Source organism: Pyrodictium occultum (genome assembly GCF_001462395.1).
GTDB classification, from domain to species: domain Archaea; phylum Thermoproteota; class Thermoprotei_A; order Sulfolobales; family Pyrodictiaceae; genus Pyrodictium; species Pyrodictium occultum.
This window is the reverse complement of sequence record NZ_LNTB01000001.1, coordinates 1,335,322-1,354,040: the sequence shown is the minus strand read 5'-3', so window position 1 is coordinate 1,354,040 and position 18,719 is coordinate 1,335,322. Positions and strand designations below refer to the sequence as shown.

At 68.0% G+C, this 18,719-nt stretch carries 12 protein-coding genes; 7 read left to right on the top strand and 5 right to left on the bottom strand.

What is annotated here, in order from left to right; translation table 11 throughout:
• Positions 1-112: 112 nt before the first annotated feature.
• The 3 genes from CF15_RS07115 to CF15_RS07105 are packed head-to-tail and all read left to right on the top strand — an operon-like array spanning position 113 to position 2,327.
• The gene (locus CF15_RS07115) at positions 113-778 is read left to right on the top strand and encodes a restriction endonuclease (protein WP_168371331.1); all 666 of its coding nucleotides are present in this window, start codon (positions 113-115) and stop codon (positions 776-778) included.
• A 32-nt stretch (positions 779-810) separates the two neighbouring features.
• A complete protein-coding gene (locus CF15_RS07110) occupies positions 811-1,830 on the top strand; it encodes a molybdopterin-dependent oxidoreductase (protein WP_168371330.1) in 1,020 nt (339 codons plus the stop codon).
• Positions 1,831-1,886: 56 nt separating this feature from the next.
• On the top strand, positions 1,887-2,327 hold the full coding sequence (locus CF15_RS07105) for an RNA-binding domain-containing protein (RefSeq protein WP_058371165.1): 441 nt from the start codon (positions 1,887-1,889) through the stop codon (positions 2,325-2,327).
• Positions 2,328-2,352: 25 nt separating this feature from the next.
• Here CF15_RS07105 and CF15_RS07100 read toward each other — a convergent pair whose 3' ends face one another.
• Genes CF15_RS07100 through CF15_RS07090 form a run of 3 tightly spaced genes read right to left on the bottom strand, consistent with a single transcriptional unit; the run spans position 2,353 to position 4,015 of the window.
• Positions 2,353-3,111 carry a P-loop NTPase gene (locus tag CF15_RS07100; protein WP_058371164.1) on the bottom strand — a complete coding sequence of 253 codons (759 nt, stop codon included), beginning with the start codon at positions 3,109-3,111 and terminating at the stop codon, positions 2,353-2,355.
• Between the two features lie 8 nt (positions 3,112-3,119).
• Positions 3,120-3,539 (bottom strand): hydrogenase nickel incorporation protein HypA, encoded by a 420-nt coding sequence (hypA, locus tag CF15_RS07095; RefSeq protein ID WP_058371163.1) that lies wholly within the window; start codon positions 3,537-3,539, stop codon positions 3,120-3,122.
• A gap of 56 nt (positions 3,540-3,595) precedes the next feature.
• The gene (locus CF15_RS07090) at positions 3,596-4,015 is read right to left on the bottom strand and encodes a 5-(carboxyamino)imidazole ribonucleotide mutase (RefSeq protein WP_236698171.1); all 420 of its coding nucleotides are present in this window, start codon (positions 4,013-4,015) and stop codon (positions 3,596-3,598) included.
• Between the two features lie 362 nt (positions 4,016-4,377).
• Between CF15_RS07090 and rgy the strand changes: the two genes are divergently transcribed.
• Positions 4,378-8,649 carry a reverse gyrase gene (gene rgy, locus CF15_RS07085; RefSeq protein WP_058371162.1) on the top strand — a complete coding sequence of 1,424 codons (4,272 nt, stop codon included), beginning with the start codon at positions 4,378-4,380 and terminating at the stop codon, positions 8,647-8,649.
• On the opposite strand, the gene CF15_RS07080 is transcribed toward rgy, so the two are convergent.
• The gene (locus CF15_RS07080) at positions 8,646-9,239 is read right to left on the bottom strand and encodes a class I SAM-dependent methyltransferase (protein WP_058371161.1); all 594 of its coding nucleotides are present in this window, start codon (positions 9,237-9,239) and stop codon (positions 8,646-8,648) included. The two genes, rgy and CF15_RS07080, sit on opposite strands and share 4 nt — an antisense overlap.
• A 131-nt stretch (positions 9,240-9,370) precedes the next feature.
• On the opposite strand from CF15_RS07080, the gene ileS reads away from it, so the two are divergent.
• Positions 9,371-12,328: an isoleucine--tRNA ligase gene (gene ileS / locus CF15_RS07075; RefSeq protein WP_058371160.1), complete on the top strand. Its 2,958-nt coding sequence runs from the start codon at positions 9,371-9,373 to the stop codon at positions 12,326-12,328.
• A 161-nt stretch (positions 12,329-12,489) separates the two neighbouring features.
• A complete protein-coding gene (locus CF15_RS07070; RefSeq protein WP_058371159.1) occupies positions 12,490-13,758 on the top strand; it encodes a hypothetical protein in 1,269 nt (422 codons plus the stop codon).
• 55 nt (positions 13,759-13,813) lie between these two features.
• Here the strand turns inward: CF15_RS07070 and CF15_RS09290 are convergent, their stop codons facing one another.
• Positions 13,814-14,659, bottom strand: coding sequence for a protein phosphatase 2C domain-containing protein (locus CF15_RS09290; RefSeq protein ID WP_058371158.1), 846 nt, complete (start codon positions 14,657-14,659; stop codon positions 13,814-13,816).
• Positions 14,660-14,791: 132 nt separating this feature from the next.
• Between CF15_RS09290 and CF15_RS09075 the strand changes: the two genes are divergently transcribed.
• Positions 14,792-18,682: a PKD domain-containing protein gene (locus CF15_RS09075; protein WP_201783094.1), complete on the top strand. Its 3,891-nt coding sequence runs from the start codon at positions 14,792-14,794 to the stop codon at positions 18,680-18,682.
• Positions 18,683-18,719 lie beyond the last annotated feature (37 nt).

Genomic DNA, 18,719 nt, shown 5'->3' with positions numbered 1-18,719 from the left:
GCAAGCCCCCTCCCAGGCATAGCCAGGCATAGCCCCCGGCCCCGCAGCGCGGGCGTCCCTATAGCGCCCCTGGGCCCTGGGGCTCCACCGGGGAGGTGCCTCGGCGCTCCCGGTGGCGGCGGTCGCGGCTTTGCTGCTCGAGAGGGGGAGGGGCTGCACCCCGCTCGGCGAGATGGCTGCCAGGCTCTTCCTCCGTCCCGGGCTCGTGGAGGCGGCTGCCGCGAGGCTCGCCGGCGCCGGCGGCCTCAGGCTGGAGGGGGACGCGGCCTGCGTGGACGACCCGCTGGCCCTGGCCCTCGCCGCCGTCAAGCTGGGCGTCTCCGAGACCGCTGTTGCCCGGCACCTGGACTGGAGGATGTTCGAGGAATACGCCGCGCGGGCTCTGGCGGAGGCCGGGTTCGAGGCCCTCCAGGGCCTCCGGGTCCACGGCCCCGGGGGTCTGGAGCTGGACGTGCTGGGCCTTGACGCGGCCGCCGGGCTGGCGGTGGCTGTGGACTGCAAACACTGGAGTCCTAGGGTCTCGACCCCTTCTAGGCTCCGCGCGGCGGCGGCCAGGCACCGGGAGAGGCTTGGTAGGCTTATCCGCCACTGGCGGAGGCTCGGCCTCCCGCCCGGCAGGTGGAGGATAGTCCCGGCCCTCCTGGTGCTCAGGGAGCACGCCCCCAGGCTGGCCGAGGGGGTGCCGGTGGTGCCCGCGTCGAGGCTCCGCGGCTTCCTGGAGGAGCTGCCGGCGCTCGCCGAGGACCCTGCCGTGTACGTCGCAAGGCTTGAAGCCTAGAAGGCCCCGTGGAGCAGGAGGGCGGCTCCTCCGTGCCCGCAGAGGTGACGGGCTGCCGGGTCTACGTAAACACGCTGGCCGAGGCCAGGCCGGTGGTCGTGGCAGACTGCGCCGCGGCGGGCACCGTGGACTCCCGGGGCGAGGCCCTCAAGGCCCTCCAAGGCCTGCTGGGCCTCCTATCGAGGGAGCTATCCCTACGCCTAGAGCCAGAGGGCCCTGAGAGCTACGAGGCCGAGCCACTGGCCAGGAGGAGGTACACCGTCCATATCCTCCGGCTCCGCGGGGGAGGGGAGGCGAGGCTCGTGGAGGCCCGTGGAGGCGTGCTCGCCGCCGCCCTCGTGGCGCCCCTGGACGCGGTGCCAGGGGCGCGGGAGGCCCTCGCCGGCGGAGCGGTCGAGGTGGGCGAGGCGCCTCGGCCCCCGGTGCTGCTCCGCAGGCCCATCCTGGAGCCCGACGGGGAGCCCGCGGGGCAGGGGAGGATACCCCGCTTCGTAACCTACGCGGTCGAGGGCCTCCCCGCCAGGGCCCCCAGGGCCTGGGAGATACTGGTCCACACCCCCGGCGGGCGCCGCCGGCTGGGCCAGGAGCTGATCGAGGAGAGGGCAGGGTGGAGGCTGCTGTACCTGCACTGCGTCACCGGCTGGAGCGTCGGGCCCCGGAAGTGGCTCGCCGCCCCCCTGGGGGAGGTCCTCCGCGCCGCCCGCGCCCCCCTCCCCGGGGACGGGTGGCTCCTGGCCCGCAGCGCGGGCGGCTACTCCGCTGTCCTCCCCCTCCCCCTGGCCCTCGAGGCCGCCTACCTCGCCGTGGGGCTCGAGGAGGGGCCCCTCCCCCTGGAGCGGGGCGCCCCGGTGAGGCTGCTCGCCCCGACGCTCTACGGCTGGAAGAGCGTCAAGTGGCTGCGGGAGATACACGTCCTCGAGAGCTACGTGGACGGCTACTGGGAGGCCCGGGGCTACCACGAGCGGGGCCTGGTGGCGGCCGAGGAGAGGTTTAAGCTCCGGAACCCCGGGCTCCTCGAGGACCACGCCCTCAAGCCCCCGGAGCCTAGATAGGAGCGGCCCCGGTGGATGCGCACCCGGGGTCGCCGGGCAGGGGTGTGGCCCAGGGCATGCAGACACGGGTCAGGGTGGAGGCGGAGGCCAGGCCCACGGAGGATGTCGAGAAGGTCAAGCGGGCCATACTCAACGTGTTCACGCCCGATAGGATGTGGGTTGAGGACCTGGGCCGCGGCTACCGGCTGGTCGTGGCGGAGGCCTATAGCCTCCGCAGCCTCCTGAGGCTCCACGAGCTGCTCCGCCGCGAGAGGATCCTGGACGCAGCCCGCAGCTACATGCTCCACGGCATCGACCAGGGCGTGCTGGTGTTTAAGATAAACAAGCAGGCGGCCTATGTGGGCAGGCTGAGCCTCGTAGACATGGACGCGGAGGCGGCGATGGGCCCGATAACCTTCATCGTAGAGTACAGGGACCCGAGAGCGGTGGTGGACTGGCTAGCCCCTCCCACTAGGATGGGGCGCCCCCTCTACGAGAACCCGATGCCCGGGGACTAGCCCGGGGCCGGCGGCGCGGCGTGGGCTAGATGCCGAGGTCCTCGAGGAGCCTGTCAACCGCCTCCGCGACGTCCCTGGCCATGCCGGTTGAGAGCAACTTCTCGGGGTCGCCGAGGGCCTCCTCGACGGAGGGGTCGAGCCTCACCCTCCCCAGGTACCTGGCCCCGTACTTCTCGGCCAGGTCCTCGAGCCCGTCGCCCCCCGCGTACATGTTGACGAGGAGGTAGCGGGGCTGTCCCTGCTCCTCCAGCAGGGCTAGCAGCCTCTCCACCCCGGCGCGGGCCAGCCTCGAGGGAGTGGCGACAGCCACCACCCTGGGGTCCGGCAGGTACTCCAGCGTGTCCAGGGCCTCGTCCCGGAGGCCCGGCGGCGTGTCGACTATCAGCAGGTCCAGCTCCCCCCAGTTGGTGACTGCCAGCACCTCCCTGATAGCGTCGTCGACGGCCTGGCCGCGGAGCGGCGTCGGCCTGTCCCAGGTATAGTAGGCCACTGTCATGAACCTGACGCCCGCCACGAGCGGGGGGACTACGCCGTTCTTCTCCTCCGGCTGCAGGCTCCCCGGGTCCACGCCGAGGGCTATGTGGGCGGAGGGGCTCGTCACGTCCAGGTCGAGGAGCCCGGTCCTCCTACCCCGCCTCGCGGCGTGGAGCGCGGCGATCACCGCCACCAGGGTCTTGCCGACGCCGCCCTTAGCGCTCATAACGGGGACCACGGCCCTGACCCTGGAGAGCATCTGCCTCGCTCCGGCCAGCCTGGGGTCGAGCACGGCCTCTCCACGCGCCATCCCCGGGCTCACCTCCCCTCTCCCGCCGCCTCCTCGCCCTTCCTCCTAACGGCCAGGGCGAGCTTAACCCCGCGGCCCTGGACTATATCGTAGTCCCTGCTCCCGCAGCGGGGGCAGCGGACGAAGCTGTAGACGGCCTCCGGCACGAAGTGGATGGCCTCACGGGTCTCCTCGTCCAGCTCCACCTCGTCGAGGCCCCACTCGTAGCCGCAGACCCTGCAGCGGAACCTGGCGGGCTCCTCCACGTAGACCACTCTAGCCCCGGGGGCTATCTCGGGGAGAGCCTTCCCCAGGTACGCCTCGACAACGCCGCGGTCGACGTTCTGCAGCTCCCCGAGGATAATCTTGACCTCCTCCACCCCGTAGCCCTGGCGCACCTTGTCCTCTATCTCCGCTATTATCGCGTTCACGAGCGCCCACTCGTGCAAAGCCCTGGGCGCACCCCGCGACAAGGAGAGGTGCACCAGCGCGTGGATAAAAAGCTCTACTCCCCGCAGCGGCTCCCGGCGGCCAGGACCCGGAGGGCGAACAGCGCAGCATTCTCCGCGGCGCCGATGCCCACAGAGGCCACCGGCACACCCCGGGGCATCTGCACGATGGAGAGGAGGGCGTCAACACCCTTCAACGGGCCCACCGGCAGGGGGACGCCCACGACAGGCTTACCGCACCTCGAGGCAATATACCCGGGGAGCGCGGCGGAAAGCCCGGCCATAGCGATGTAGACGTCCACCCTGCCGCAGCTAGACCGGATAAACTCGTCGAGAGCCTCCGGGTCCCGGTGCGCGCTCAAAACCCGGACCTCAACCTCCACGCCGGCCCCACGCAGCACCTTCTCGGCACGCTCCGCATACTCCAAGTCGCTCCTACTACCGACCACGACCGCTACACGGCCCCGGCAGCGCAAGCCAGGAACCCCGCCTCCCGGGGGCCGCAGCATCCCCGGAGCAGCTAGAAAACCATAGAGCCCCCGGGGGCTGGGCCACGCGCTAGAAGCCCTAGACGCCATCAAGACGCTCAACCCTGCATACGCGTAGCAGTAGCCGGGGGCAGCCTAGGAAGGGCTCCAAGCAAGGCTATAGCCCGGGGCTGCAGCAGCGGGGCTAGGCGCTCGCCGGGCCCGCGGACGGTGGGTTGACATAGGGGCTGCGTGGCCCGGGGACGCAAAAACGTTATTACAATTATAAGCTCGCTGCACGGGGGCTTGGGGCTTCCAGGGCCCGGGCCCCTCGGGGCGTGTATGGCCTCTACGCGGGGAATGGTGCTGCCTTGAGCTGGGCCGGTGGCTCCGAGCCTGCTAGGGGTGTGTACTTCTTCTCCTGCCCGGGCTGCTGCGGCCCAGAGGGGGATGACCGGCTCCAGCTCGGGCTCCCCTGCCCCCGCTGCCTGCCGGAGCGGGTTGCCGCCGAGTCCGTCCTCGATGTGGCGGAGGCTGTGGAGAAGGCTAGGGGGCTGAGGAAGGGGAGCCCGCTGGAGCGCTATGCGAGGGTTGAGAGGGAGGCTAGGGAGGTCGAGGCTCTCTTCGAGAAGGCTACGGGCTCCAGGCTCTGGAGCGCGCAGCGTGCATGGGTTAGGAGGGTGCTTAAGGGGAAGAGCTTCGCGGCCATAGCCCCGACTGGTGTGGGTAAGACCACGTTCGGCGTGCTGATGGCCGTCTACCTGGCCTCGCGGGGGGAGAAGAGCTACATAGTTGTCCCCACCACGCCCCTGGTGAAGATGGTTGAGGAGCGGGCTCTCCGCCTGGCCGACGCCGCGGGGGTCCCGGCTAGGATAGTAGCGCTCCACAGCCGGCTCTCCCAGAAGCAGAGGAGGCGGCTGCTGGAGAGGGTGGCGGAGGGCGACTTCGACATACTGATCACTACCAGCCAGTACCTAGTGAGGAACGCTGAGACGCTCGCCGGCCTCAGGGAGCAGTGGGGGAGGGGCTTCCGCTTCGTATTCGTGGACGACGTGGACGCGGTGCTGAAAAGCGGGAGGAGCGTAGACGCGGTCCTCCGCGTGGTGGGGTTCAGCAGGGAGGAGGTGGAGCTGGGCTGGAGGCTCCTCCAGCTCCAGCGCCGCCTCGTCTGGGAGACCCGGAGGGCCCAGAAGGAGCTGGCCAGGAGGCTTGAGAGGCTGAGGCAGCAGGCCAGGAGGAGGGGCCGCCGCCTCACCGCCGAGGAGGTGCGGGAGCTGCGTAGGAGGGTGTTCGAGGAGACCCTGGAGCCCCTCTACCGGGAGCTGAGGAGGATAGAGGAGAGGCTCGAGAAGGCCCGGCGCCGGGCGGCGGTGCTCGTGGTCAGCAGCGCCACCGGGAGGCCTAGGGGCAGCAGGGTGAGGCTCTTCCAGGCGCTGCTCGGCTTCCAGGCGGGCTCGGCGGGGGAGGCGATAAGGAACATCGTGGACTCCTACACCTCCCCCGGCCCCGGGGGGCTCGAGGAGCGGGTTGTCGAGATAGTCTCGAAGCTGGGGGACGGCGGGCTAGTGTACGTGCCGGTGGACCGGGGCGCTGAGTATGCTGAGAGGCTCGCCGAGCTCCTCCGCAGCCGCGGGGTGGCGGCGGAGGCGTTCACCTCCCAGAACCCAGGGGCGCTGGAGAGGTTCCGGAGCGGCGAGACCCAGGTGCTGGTGGGCGTAGCCGTCTACTACGGCGTGGCTGTGAGGGGCCTCGATCTGCCGGAGAGGATCCGCTACGCGGTCTTCGCCGGCGTGCCCCGGCTCCGCTTCAGCGCCAGGTTCGAGGACCCGCACCCCCTGAGCATCCTCCGCGCCCTCGCGGTGCTGGCCGAACACGCGCCGAGGGACGTGGCTGAGAGGGCGCAGACGCTCCTGGGCAAGCTGAGGGCGCTCGCCCGGAGACTGAGCCAGGCGGCGCTGGCGAGGGTCGCGGAGGAGCTCCGGAGCGGGAGGCCCGGGAGCGATGCCGCCAGGGAGTTCGCCTCGGCTCTCGAGTGGCTCCGGGACACTATGAGGAGGGAGGATGTCTGGAGGGCCCTGGAGCGGGCCGACGACATAGCAGTGGTGAGGGAGGAGGGGCGGGCCTACATACTGGTGCCCGATGTAGCCACCTACATCCAGGCCTCGGGCAGGACGAGCAGGCTCTTCGCCGGGGGGATAACCAAGGGGCTGAGCGTGGTTGTGGCCGACGACCCGAGGCTGCTCAACGGGCTGATGAGGAGGACCCGCTGGCTGGTGGAGGCGGAGTGGAGGAGGTTCGAGGAGCTGGACCTCCCATCGCTGCTCCGCGAGATAAACATGGACAGGGAGAGGGTCAGGGCGGTCCTCGAGGGGAGGGTTAAGCCGGAGACCATGGAGCTCGTCAGGACGGCGCTGCTGGTGGTGGAGAGCCCGAACAAGGCGAGGACTATAGCAGGGTTCTTCGGGAGGCCCAGCGCCCGGCAGATAGGCCCGCTGAGGGTCTACGAGGTCTCCACCGGCGACTACGTCCTCCTAGTCGCTGCGAGCGGGGGCCACGTCTACGACCTCGTGAAGCCCGCCACGCCCCGAGAGCTGGCGGGCCCCGAGTGGCTGCTCGACGAGCTGCGGGGCTCTGTGGAGGGCTACGACTGGCCCAGCGCCCGGAATGTCCACGGCGTCCTGGTGGCCCGCGGGGGTGGGAGGCGCTTCCTGCCCGTCTACGCCCCCCTGGCCCGCTGCCTCGCCTGCGGCCACCAGTGGCCAGTGAGCCCCGAGGACTACAACCCGGTCACCGGGAGGGGGGAGCTGCGCTGCCCCGTCTGCGGCTCGCCGCTGGTGAAGAGCAGCTGGGACATAGTGGAGGCCCTCCGCGACCTGGCCAGCGAGGTTGACGTGGTGATGATAGGCACTGACCCCGACACCGAGGGCGAGAAGATAGGCTGGGACCTGGCCAGCCTGATAAGACCCATGGCGAGGAGCATTGTGAGGGTGGAGTTTCACGAGATAACCCGCCGCGCGATACTAGAGGCTATACACGGGGCAAGGCCCTTCCTCGAGAGGCTGGTGGAGGCCCAGATAGTCCGGAGGGTGGAGGACCGCTGGATAGGCTTCACACTGAGCCCGGTGCTCTGGACCAAGTTCTGGCCGCGCTTCTGCACCTGGAGCCGCGAGTCCCGGCTCCAGAGCGCCAGGAGAAGGCTGAGGGACGCCAAGGCAATGCTCAATGCTATGGAGAGGGATGCGATGCTTAGAGAGGAGTGCAGCAGGCCCAACTACAACCTCAGCGCCGGCCGCGTCCAGACACCGGTGCTCGGCTGGATAGTGGAGCACACGCTGGGCGCCAGGTTTCTCCGCATTCCCCTCTACAGGCTCCGGCTCCGCGACGGGGACGGCAGGGAGCTGGAGGTCGAGGTGAGGGGCGACGAGGCCAGCGATAGGATAAGAGAGGCGCTGGAGGAGGCCAGGGGGCTGCTGGAGGAGGCGCTGCGCCGCCACGAGGTGCTGGAGAGGCTCGGCGGGCTCGAGGAGGCGCGCCGGAGGAAGGCCAGGGTGATAAGGGAGGTCAACAGCGCGCTCCGCGGGGGCGCGGCCGTCAGGGCCGTGGTGGGTGACGTCGAGGAGTGGGAGGACGAGCTGAAGCCCCTCCCACCCTTCACCACCGACGCCATGCTGGCGGAGGCTGCGGCGAGGCTGGGGCTCTCAGCGCCCGAGGCCATGAAGCTGGCCCAGGACCTCTTCGAGCTCGGCCTAATAACCTACCACCGCACCGACAGCACCAGGGTGAGCGACGCGGGCCTAACAGTGGCCAGGGAGTATCTCCGCTACCGCTACGGCGAGGACCGGCTGGAGGAGGTGTTCCAGCCCCGCCGCTGGGGCGAGGGCGGGGCCCACGAGGCGATAAGGCCCACCAGGCCCATCGACTCTGAGACCCTCCGCCGCCTAGTCGGGGAGGGCGCGCTCCAGCTGGCGAGGCCGCTGACGCAGCGCCACTACCGGCTCTACGACCTCATATTCCGCAGGTTCATAGCGAGCCAGATGGGGTCTGCAAGGGTGAGGAGGCAGAGGGCGAGGGTAACGGTGGAGATCAGCCTGCCCGGCGAGAAGCCGAAGAGAATTGAGAGGACCGAGGAGCGCATAGTCGAGGTCATTGAGCCGGGCTGGCTCGACGTCTACCAGGCGGTGAGGCCTCAGCCACGGCTGGAGCCGGGCGAGTACCGGCTGGAGAGTGTAGGGGTCAGGGTCTGGAGCCCCCTCCGGCTCCTCAGCCAGGCGGAGGTGGTGAGGATGATGAAGGAGAGGGGCATAGGGAGGCCCAGCACCTACGCCAAGATCATCGACACACTGCTTCGCCGCGGCTACGTGGTCTCCGCCGGCAGGGCGGGGGCTATGATAGCCACCACGCGGGGCATAGGGGTCTACGACTTCCTCATGAAGAGGTTCGGCGGCCTGGTCTCAGAGGAGGTCACAAGGAGGCTGCAGGACACCATGGACAGGATAGAAGAGGGCGCCGTGGACTACCAGAAGGTGCTCAGCGAGGTCCTCGAGGAGCTGCGCAGGGCCCTCCACAGCCCTCAGAGCGGCCTCACCGGGGAGGAGGCCGAGCGCCTGCTGCCAGTCCAGCAGGAGCCCCCGGGTGGGGCCTAGGGGCGGGCCCGGCTGCTCCCCGGGGCGGCCGCGCGGCAGGCCAGCATCCTGTAGGTCGGAAGCCCCTGGTCGGCCTCCATCATTACCACCCTCATCATGTTCTCCTGCAGCTTCTCCGCCACCTCGCTGGGCCTCGCGAACCTAGCGGGGAAGCCGAGGAGCCTCTCGGCTAGCTCCACCAGCTTGCCGGAGAGCCTCCCGGCGTCGATATCGTCTATTAGGATGCACTCTGCCGCCCGCGCCGCCTCCGCTAGAGCCTCCCAGGGCCGGTGGAAGTGGTGAAGGGCGTCATGCAGCACAGCCATGTCGACCGCGCGGCCTCGGAGGGGGAGCCTCTCGGCGGAGGCCTGGATCCTCTCGATCCAGGCCCTGGAGGGGGCTGCCGCGAGGAGGAGGCTGTCGACGTCGAGCGCGAGGTAGTAGCTCGGCAGGTAGCCATGGTCCTCTAGCGCCCGGGCTAGGAGGGCGTTGGCCGAGCCTATATCAGCCACGAGGCGGGGCCCAGCCTCCGCCAGGGCCTTGGCCGCCGAGTGGTGTAGGAAGAGCGGCCCCCGGCGGTAGAAGACCCGTAGCAGCCGCTGGCCTAGCATGGGAGGCAGGCCCCTAGGCGTAGAGCCGTGGCGTGTACTAAAAACGTGCAGAGGGGCGGCCGCGGAGGGTTTAAGGGAGCCGGCCCTGCCACGATGGCCAGCGGTGATGCCCATTATCCGCGAGGCCCCCGCTGAAGCGAAGCTATAGCCCCCTAGAGGTCGAGGAGTGGGTTCTCCGCTTCTGGGACAAGAACAAGGTATATGAGAAGGTCAAGCGGATGACGTGGGACGAGAGGCCCAATGCGCCTCTATTCGCGTTCCTTGAGGGCCCGCCGACCGCCAACGGGTTCATGCACGTGGGCCACGCCAGGGGCAGGACCCTGAAGGACGTGAAGCTGCGCTACGCCAGGATGAGGGGCTACCGAGTCTGGGACCAGGCCGGCTGGGACACCCAGGGGCTCCCCGTGGAGCTTGAGGCGGAGAAGAAGCTTGGCATGAGGAGCAAGAGGGATATCGAGCGATACGGCGTCGACCGCTTCATCGAGGAGTGCAGGCGGCTGGTAGACTACTACATCGAGCACTGGGAGAGGGCGAGCAAGAGGCTCGGGCTGTGGCTGGACTATGGCCACGCCTACCAGACGAGGCACCCCCGCTACATAGAGGCTATCTGGGAGTTCATCAAGAAGGCGCATGAGAAGGGGCTCCTCTACGAGGGCCGCCGCGTGGTCCCCCGGTGCCCCCGCTGCGGCACAGCGCTCAGCAGCCACGAGGTGGCGCAGGGCTACCAGGAGGTGGATGACCCCAGCGTCTACTTCAAGCTCCCCCTGGAGGGGCTCGACAACACCTACCTTGTAGCCTGGACCACCACGCCGTGGACGATAATAGCCAACGAGGCGGCGGCCGTCCACCCGGACGAGTGGTACGTGTTCATCTCAGTCGGCGATGAGATATGGGTGGTGGCTGAGAAGAGGCTGGAGGCCTTCGCCAGGGAGGTGGGGCTGGAGAAGTACATGGTTGTCGAGAGGGTGAAGGGCGCCACCCTCGCGGGGATGAGGTACCGGCACCCCCTGGCGGAGGAGGTACCCTACCACCAGCGCCACGAGCCCCCCTACCACACGGTGCTCGCCGCCAACTGGGTGACCATGGAGGATGGCACCGGGGTAGTGCACCTGGCCCCCGCCCACGGCCCCGAGGACTTTGAGGAGTGCAGCAAGAGGGGGATAGAGGCCTACACCCCGCTCCGCGAGGACGGCTACTTCGGCCCCGAGTCCGGCGCCTTCAAGGGCATGTGGTTCGAGGACGCCGGGGAGAAGGTGATAGAGGTACTCCGGGGCAAGGGGCTCCTAGTCCACGCGGGCACGGTGAGACACGAGTACCCGTTCTGCTGGCGCTGCGGCACCAGGCTCTTCTACTACGCGTCCCGCCAGTGGTTCATAAGGATAACGGACGAGATCCGGAGGAAGATGGTCGACGGGGTACGCTCGATGCGCTGGGCCCCCAGCTGGGCGGCCAGGAGGATGAGCGACTGGGTTGAGAACGCCCGCGACTGGTGTATAAGCCGCGAGCGGTACTGGGGCACCCCCCTCCCCGTGTGGCGCTGCACCAGCTGCGGCCACACTGTGGTCGTGGGGAGCCTCGAGGAGCTCAGGAGGCTAGCCGTGGACCCCTCCAGCGTGCCCGACGACCTCCACCGGCCCTACATAGACCGTGTGGAGCTCCGCTGCCCCAAGTGCGGCGGCGTGATGAGGAGGGAGCCGTTCGTGGTCGACGTCTGGATGGACAGCGGCGTGGCCCACACCGCGGCGCTGAAGCAGTACGGCTGGCTCAGGCTATGGGACCAGCTCTACCCCTACACCTGGATAACCGAGGCCGCTGACCAGACCAGGGGCTGGTTCTACACACTGCTCGTGACCGGCGTGGTGTGGCACGGCAAGGCCCCCTACCGCTCGGTGCTGCTCCAGGGCCACGTGCTGGACAAGGAGGGCAAGAAGATGAGCAAGAGCAAGGGCAACGTGGTGTGGGCGCTGGAGTGGATGGAGAAGCACGGCGCCGACCCTATGAGGATGCTTCTCCTGAGCCGCGCGCCCTGGGACAGCGTGAACTTCGACCCCGACGAGGTGGAGAGGTACCGGGGCTACCTCAACATACTATGGAACACCGTGAAGTTCGCCGACACCTACATGGAGCTCGACAAGTGGAGCCCCGGGCCCCCGGAGCCCGGGAGGCTCCAGGCAGAGGACCGCTGGATAATCTACAGGCTAAGCCAGGCGCTGAAGAGGGTGGAGGAGGCGGTCGAGAACGACAACATGCACCAGGCGCTCCAGACGCTGGTCGACCTGGTGGTGGAGCAGCTGAGCCACCGCTACATCCCCCTGGTCAGGCCGAGGGTCTGGGAGGAGGAGGCCACAGAGAGCAAGGAGGCGGCATACGCCACCCTCTACTACGTGCTCCGGAGGACCATAGCCGCCATGGCGCCCTTCACGCCCTTCATAGCCGAGTACCTCTACCAGGCCTTCGTAAAGAAGTACGAGCCCGGGGCGCCCGAGAGCGTCCACATGCTAGAGTGGCCGAGCGTCGACGAGAAGCTCCTCGACGAGGAGAGCTACCTCGCCGTCGAGGAGGCGCTAGAGGCGGCGGAGAAGGTGCTCGCACTGAGGAGCGAGAGGAGGCTGAAGAGGCGCTGGCCCCTCCGCCGCGCCGCTATAGCAGCCAAGCCCGGCTCCAGCCTCCCAGTGGAGAGGCTGCGGGAGGCAGCTGACGTGCTAGCCAGGTTCGCCAACATAAAGGCAGTGGAGGTGGTGGATTCGGAGCCCGGCTGGGCCCCCAGAGCGGAGAAAATAGAGACCAGCAGCATGACAGTGTACGTGGACATGCAGCTGGACGAGGAGACTATGCTGGAGGGCCTCGCCAGGGAGGTCATACGCCGCGCCCAGGTGCTCAGGAAGGAGCTGGACCTCCCCGTAGACCACACCGCTAGGAGGCTCCTAGTCTACGCCACGGGGAAGCTGCGGGAGGCGGTGGAGAGGCACCGGGAGCTGATAGCACGGGAGGTGAGGGTCGGCAGCATCGAGCTAGCCTCCAGCCCGCCTAGAGACGGGAAGAAGTGGCGAATAGAAGGCGAGGAGCTGGTGCTAAGCCTAGAGCCCTAGCCTCCCCAACCCCGGGGGCCGCACAGCCCAAGACAGGCCAGCAGCCCGCTAGGCACAGCACATAATGCTACACTGCACTTATTTAATGCCGCCTCGCCCAGCCTATACCCGGCTTTGCAGCTTAACATTCATGGCTAGGGCAGCCCGGGTGCCCTAGAGCCTTGAACCACCGCTCAGCAGCCCTCGCCCTGGCCGCCCTCGCCGCCTCGGCTGCCGCCCTCGCCCTGCTAGCAGGCTTCGCCACCACCCAGAGCCCGCTGAGCAGCTTCCACGCGGTGGGCGGCGCGCAGGCGCCCAACGAGCCCATAAGCCTCCAGCAGCTCGGCAGCATAACCATAAGCCCCGCAGCGGGCTCCCAGGGAGTAGTGGAGGTGACCACCTGGCTCAAAATAACAAGGCACAGTGATGTCGACTATGTGAAGCTGGAGCTGAGCCTGGAGAACATAGAGTACCTGGAGAGGCTCTTCAGGTACCTGGCCGTGGTCGTAGAGGTGGGGGAGCCCGCCGCCGGGAGCGCCGCCCCGCCCCCCGCTATGAGCTACAACGTTACGCTGGTGGACGCCCCCCTCTACATGTTCGACTGCTGGTGGGGGGCGCTGGTGGACAGGACTGAAGCCCTATGGCTGCTGAGCAACGCGCTGGCCAAGGCGGGCGTGAAGAATGCAAACGCTGCCGCAAACAGGCTCTGGCGCAATGCCTCCTACGCTGTAGTGAGGTTCTCGTACGGCAACTCCACTGCCGGCGGGGAGGTAAGCCTGGCGCCGGAGAACAGCACCGCTCCAGGCATTATTGTGGACTCGCTGAAGAGGGGTAAGCTCTTCGCGTACGTGCTTGACCGCGAGCCGCCGCAGGGGGCTAGGTTGTCGGTGTACATGCAGGCCGGCGTACTTGGCCCATGGCGGTTTGAGAGGGTTGTACTCGACTCTAGGGACTACGGGGTCTGGCTGCTCAATGGCAGCGTCGAGGGAGGGTTTGACATCGTCTACTCTGCATTGAACTGGACCCTCTCCCTAGACTTCTACGACGCCAGCGGCCGGTGGCTCTTCAGCATATGGTGGCGCGGCTACTACACCTATGTCAATAAGAGCAGCGTCACTATCGGCAACGCCAATATTACTGTACCACAGCGGGGCAGGTACAACTGGATAGACGTTAAAGAGGGCGCCACAGTCTCCGCCCAGGCGGTGCCCGTCCAGGCTGCTCGGGCCGGCCAGGGCGGGCATGCCGGCGCCAGGGTTGTGCTCGGCTTTGACTCCTCCAGCGGCTGGTCCGTGCCGGAGGCTGTGCTCGTGCTGGACAACTCCTCCTGGCTCTACGATGGAGGCCGGGCGGCGGTCCTGGGCGCCCGGGTGTACTACGAGGCTAGGGAGGGCGTGCTCTTCGACAGCGTGCCCCTGGTGATCAACGCCAGGGTGGTTGAGACGGGCTAGGGGGCGGCGGCCCCAGGGCACACCTCACACCTTTTTCCCTCTGCATCCCCGCCTCTCAGCGCCCTAGCCGCCCGGGGGCCTGGCTGGCCCAATACGCCAGCGCTATCGTCGCATCATCCTCCAGCCCCCCGGCCCGCTGCTGGATGCGGCTGAGCAGCAGGGAGGCGGGGTTCCCCTCCGCCGCGTCCTCCGGCACCCCTCTTCGGGCCAGCTCCACAAGCTCCTCCGCCAGCGCCGCGGGATCCACCCCGTCCGTCGCGAGCGCCAGCAGGGTGTCGCCTGGGAGCCTGGTCTCCAGGACCACCGGCTCCCCCTGGAGCCCCCTGCCGACCTCGATGAAGCGGGCTAGCCGGCTCCCCTCGTAGAACTGTGGCAGCGCGCCCCATAGGAGCCAGGTGGACTCCTTGCTCCCCGTCGTAGCCACAACCACGCCGTCGCCCGCCAGCACCAGTGCCAGCTGGCCCCCGGGGCCCAGGAGGGCCGCTAGAAGGGTCGTGGAGGGCGCCTGCCCGCCGCCCCCCTCCTGCGGGGCCTGGGCCTCGAGCCTAGCCGGCTCCCATGGGCTCATCGGCCTGGTGCAGGGGGCCCCGCAGCCCCTGTAGTAGAGGCGCTTAGCCTCCGCCGCGGTGTCGGCGTCGCGTGGGGACGCCTCCCGAGCCGCTTCGTCGAGGAGCTCTAGGCAGCGGCGCGCCGCGCCGGCTATGCTCCCCCGCCACCCCGGCAGGACGGCCCTGCAGAACGCTGTGAACCCCCAGGCTGCTAGGAGGGAGGCTCCCCCGCCGCGGCTCGTGGAGACACCGTCCGCCACGGCTATGGCGCCGTAGCCCCCGTGGAGCCACAGGCTGGCGTCGTCCTCGTAGTGGACCGTGTTCGCGGTTGCCACCCAGGCGCGCCACGCCACCCTCCGCGGCCCCTCCCCCGGGTAGCACCCAAAGACCCTATTATGTTACGTAGGGCTAGGCTGATTACCCTCCCTGGAGGCTGGACTACGGTTTTTAAGTACTAGCATGCTGGGGCTCAGCCGGGGCCAAGCTTGAAGCCCGGAAGGCTGTTGATGCTCATTCTCCTCCTACTAGCGCTCGCGGCGCCGCTGCTCGCAGGCCTCCCGGCGGGGGCGAGCGGGCCCACGGCGATAGACCGCGATATAACGGTTAACACTGTTCTGACCCGCGACGGGAGCCCCTACGTGGTAACCAGGGATATACGCATAATGGCGCAGGTCAAGATAGAGAGCGGTGTCACAATCATATTCGCGCCCGGCGTCACCGTCACTGTGGAGCGGGGGGTTATACTCGCTGAGGGCACGCGGAGCGAGCCCGTCATCCTCGTCGGCCGCGGCACCCTCGTGGTTGTTAGCTCTGTGCTCGTCTTCAAGCACGTCGTGGTGAGAAACGGGCTTGAGTTCGCAGAGTTCACAAGCTCCAACGCGACGTTCATAGACTCCGTGGTGCAGGGAGGCATCTCCTTCCGGTCAGCATACAGGAGCCTCTACAACTCAAGCCTCCTGCTGGACAACGTGACCATACAGGGGGACCTTGAGCTGGAGTCTATCGGCCTGGGTAACGAGTCTACAGTGGTCTACGGGTCCCGGATAGAGCTGAGCCGCGTCAACGCCACCGGCGCCTTCACGATACACGCGCGCGCGACGGGGCTGCAGCTGCGGGTCCCCGTTACCTACAACGTGACCGCCGGCAATAAGACTGTCACTGTTACCAGCTACAAGCTCATACCAGCCATCATGTACGCCGTGTACGACTCCAACATAACGGTGTCGGACTCCAGCTTCTCCAACATGAGCATAGTGGTTGACAGGAGCTACGCCGGGGAGGGGGCGGCGGTGTTCCGCAGCACCGTAACCCTGGAGCGCGTCAGGCTCGGCAAGCTCATCGTGGAGGGCCCTGACGGGCTCCTCTCCTCCCAGTTCAGCGTGCTCGACTCCTCGCTGGAGGGCGTCGTCCTCCACGGCTACGGCCTCTACAACGGGACCTCCTCCGGCCGGGCGCTTGACTACTCGAGCTTCACGGCGGTGAACTCCGTCCTAGGCTCCGTGGCTGTGAGGGGGGAGAGCATAGCGGACAACTGGATACGCGAGGACTGGGGCCTCTACGGGAAGTCGACGGTTATGAGGCTTGAGAGGTGCCAGCTCGACAGCCTGACCGTGGACGGCGAGAAGGGCGGCGTGGGCAATAAGGCGAGGCTGCTTGTCCTATACTCCAGGATCAACGGCGGCATATACATCAAGAGCGTTGAAGACGCCACGGCGGTGGTGAGCTACAGCTGCCCCCTGGGCCAGGGGCTCTACGGGCTCCGGGTGGACAGCGGCTACGTCTACGCGGGGCACAACTGGTGGGGCGACCCCTCCGGCCCCGCAGCCCCCGGGAACACGGGCGGCAAGGGGAGCAGGATAATGCTCGGCGAGAAGGCGACGGTCGACTACCGGCCCTGGCTCACCACCCGGCCCACCTGGTGCGTGAAGGGCAGGCCCCCCGTGGCGGGCTTCTGGTTCACGCCTAGACGCGTCTACTGGGGCTCCAACGTCACCTTCTACGGGCTCCTCTCCTACGACCCCGACGGCAACATCACGGAGTACCACTGGGACTTCGGCGACGGCACGGTGGCGAGCGGCGCGATAGTCACGCACGTCTTCGAGAAGCCCGGCGTCTACAACGTCACGCTCACCGTAGTCGACAACACGGGGCTGAGGGGCTCGAAGACGGCGGCTATAGAGGTGCTCAGGAGGCCCGCCAGGGTAGAGGCCCAGAGCATAATCGTCACCCGCGGCAGCCTGGCCCGCCTAGAGGCTCGGCTCCTCGACGGGCTCTCGGGCAGGCCCATCGTGGGGCGCTCTGTCAGCTTCTACGTGGATGGGAGGCTCGTCGGCACGGGCCGCACCGACCGCAGCGGCGTGGCGGTGGTGGAGTTTGACACCTCATGGCTCGGGCTGGGCAGGCACGATGTAGTGGCCAGGTTCGAGGGGGACAGCCTCTACGCCCCCGCGAAGGCCGGCGCGGCGGTAGAGGTGGTGTCCTACCGGGTATCCCTCACGGGCTACACGGCGTCCCCCGGGAGCGTGGACCCAGGCGGCCAGGCGATAGCCACCCTCCGGCTGCGGCTGGAGGGCGAGGGCTCGGTCGACGCGACGCTCGTCATAAACATGTTCGGGAAGAGCTACAGCGCCAAGGCCCCCCTCTTCCCCGGCGCGAACGTAGTGGAGGTCCCCATCCAGGTCCCCAGGGACGCGGCCGCCGGCAGCTACGACGCCAGCGCGACGCTCTACATAGCGGGCAAGCCCTACGCCTCCTGGAGGCTCCACAACCTGCTCCAGGTCAAGCCCGTGGTCTCCGCGAGCGTGGAGGAGGTGCGTGTCCTAGACCTGCCCGTTGTGGGTAAGAGCTTCCGGGTAGAGGTGAAGGTGGCCAACGAGGGGAACACGGCGGCCAAGCTGAGGGTCCACATATCCATAGAGGGCCTTGGGGAGGCCGACTCGGCGGAGGAGCTGGTCCCCCTGGGCGGCGACACGAGCTTCATAGTGAGCATCCCAGTCCCCCCTACAGCCTACCCGGGCACCTACACGGCCAGCATAGAGGTGCTGGACTCGAGCGGCAGGGCTGTAGCCACGGCCACTACGAGCATAAGGATACGGTCGGTGGTTGTGGAGCCGCAGCTCGAGAGCGCGAGCGTCGACATAGCTAGGAGGGGGCTGGTGGCCCACGTATCCTTCTACAACCCCAGCGAGCGCGACTCTGTGTTCCTGGCCAGGTTCCTGGTGGTCAGGGGCCAGGGGAACTGTGTGAACGTCAGCGCCTGCGCCATCTACGACTACGCCCAGGTAGTCACGGTGCCCGCTAGGAGCCACCGCACGCTGGACGTGAGCATGAGCCTGGGAACGGTGAGCCTCAAGCCCCTGGACGTTCTGAGCGTGGTCCTGGAGATCTACGATGACACGGGCAGCTACCTGCTCAAGAGGTACCAGATTGCCAGGGTGCCGGTGATAGAGCTCCTGCGCCGCAGCGTGGGGGTCGACGTGACGCCCAGCTACATCGCCGCCCCGCCCGGCGGCAAGGTTGACGTCAAGATAGTGGTTTCCTCGGGCGTCAGGATAGCGGGCGCGGCGCTGGAGCCGGTTAACGAGAGCTCCATAGCCAGGCTCTTCCTCCCGGCAACCCGCGTGGATATAGAGCCTGGGGAGTTCACCACCCTGTGGGCCGGGGTCCAGGTGTCCCCGGTGGCCGCGCCGGGGAGCGAGGACACGCTGTACCTCGTGCTCCGGCTGGGCGGCCAGGCGCTGGCAACAGTGCCCATCAGGGTCAAGGTGCCCTACGTGAAGCTTGAGGTGAAGAAGCTGGAGAGCTATAGGAACCTCGCAGTGCTGGAGGTCAGCGTGGCCAACCTAGACTCCATAGACTTCAAGAACGCCATACTCAGCATATCGTTCCCAGATAGTGTGACAGTGCTCGAAGCCGAGCCGGGCAACCACACGGCGGGGACCGCCTCCCTGCGGAGCGGCCTGCTGCGCCCAGGCGAGACCCTGTCCATGAGGGTGAAGGTGGCGTTGAGGAGCGGCAGCAGCATACCATACAGCGTCGTGCTTAGAGCGGTGCCGGATGGGGCGAGCGAGTCATTCACACTGGCAAGCACAAGCGGGCAGATACCCCTCGGCCCGAGCCGCGCCGGTCCCACCACGGCGTCCCAGAGGCCTACGACACCCACCACAGCAACGCCGGCGGGAGGCGCCGCGACACCCACCACGGCCGCCCACGCCACGCCCGCACCCGCCGCGGGAGGGGTGACGCTGACCCGCCGCCAGCGGGCCCTCATAGTGCTTGCGGTCAGCATCGTGGCGGTGGTCTCGCTGCTCGCCGCCATGGGCAAGCTGAGGCTCAGGCGCAGCCGCGGGGCCAGGAGGGCCAGCCGGGGGCCATGAGGCGGTAGCCATCTAAACCCTAAACCCAGGGGCCGCC

What these genes read in the sequence shown, in the direction of transcription:
- CF15_RS07105 (WP_058371165.1), top strand. Translation starts at nt 1,887, where the DNA reads ATGCAGACACGGGTCAGGGTGGAGGCGGAGGCCAGGCCCACGGAGGAT.
- CF15_RS07100 (WP_058371164.1), bottom strand. Translation starts at nt 3,111, where the DNA reads ATGGCGCGTGGAGAGGCCGTGCTCGACCCCAGGCTGGCCGGAGCGAGG.
- CF15_RS07080 (WP_058371161.1), bottom strand. Translation starts at nt 9,239, where the DNA reads ATGCTAGGCCAGCGGCTGCTACGGGTCTTCTACCGCCGGGGGCCGCTC.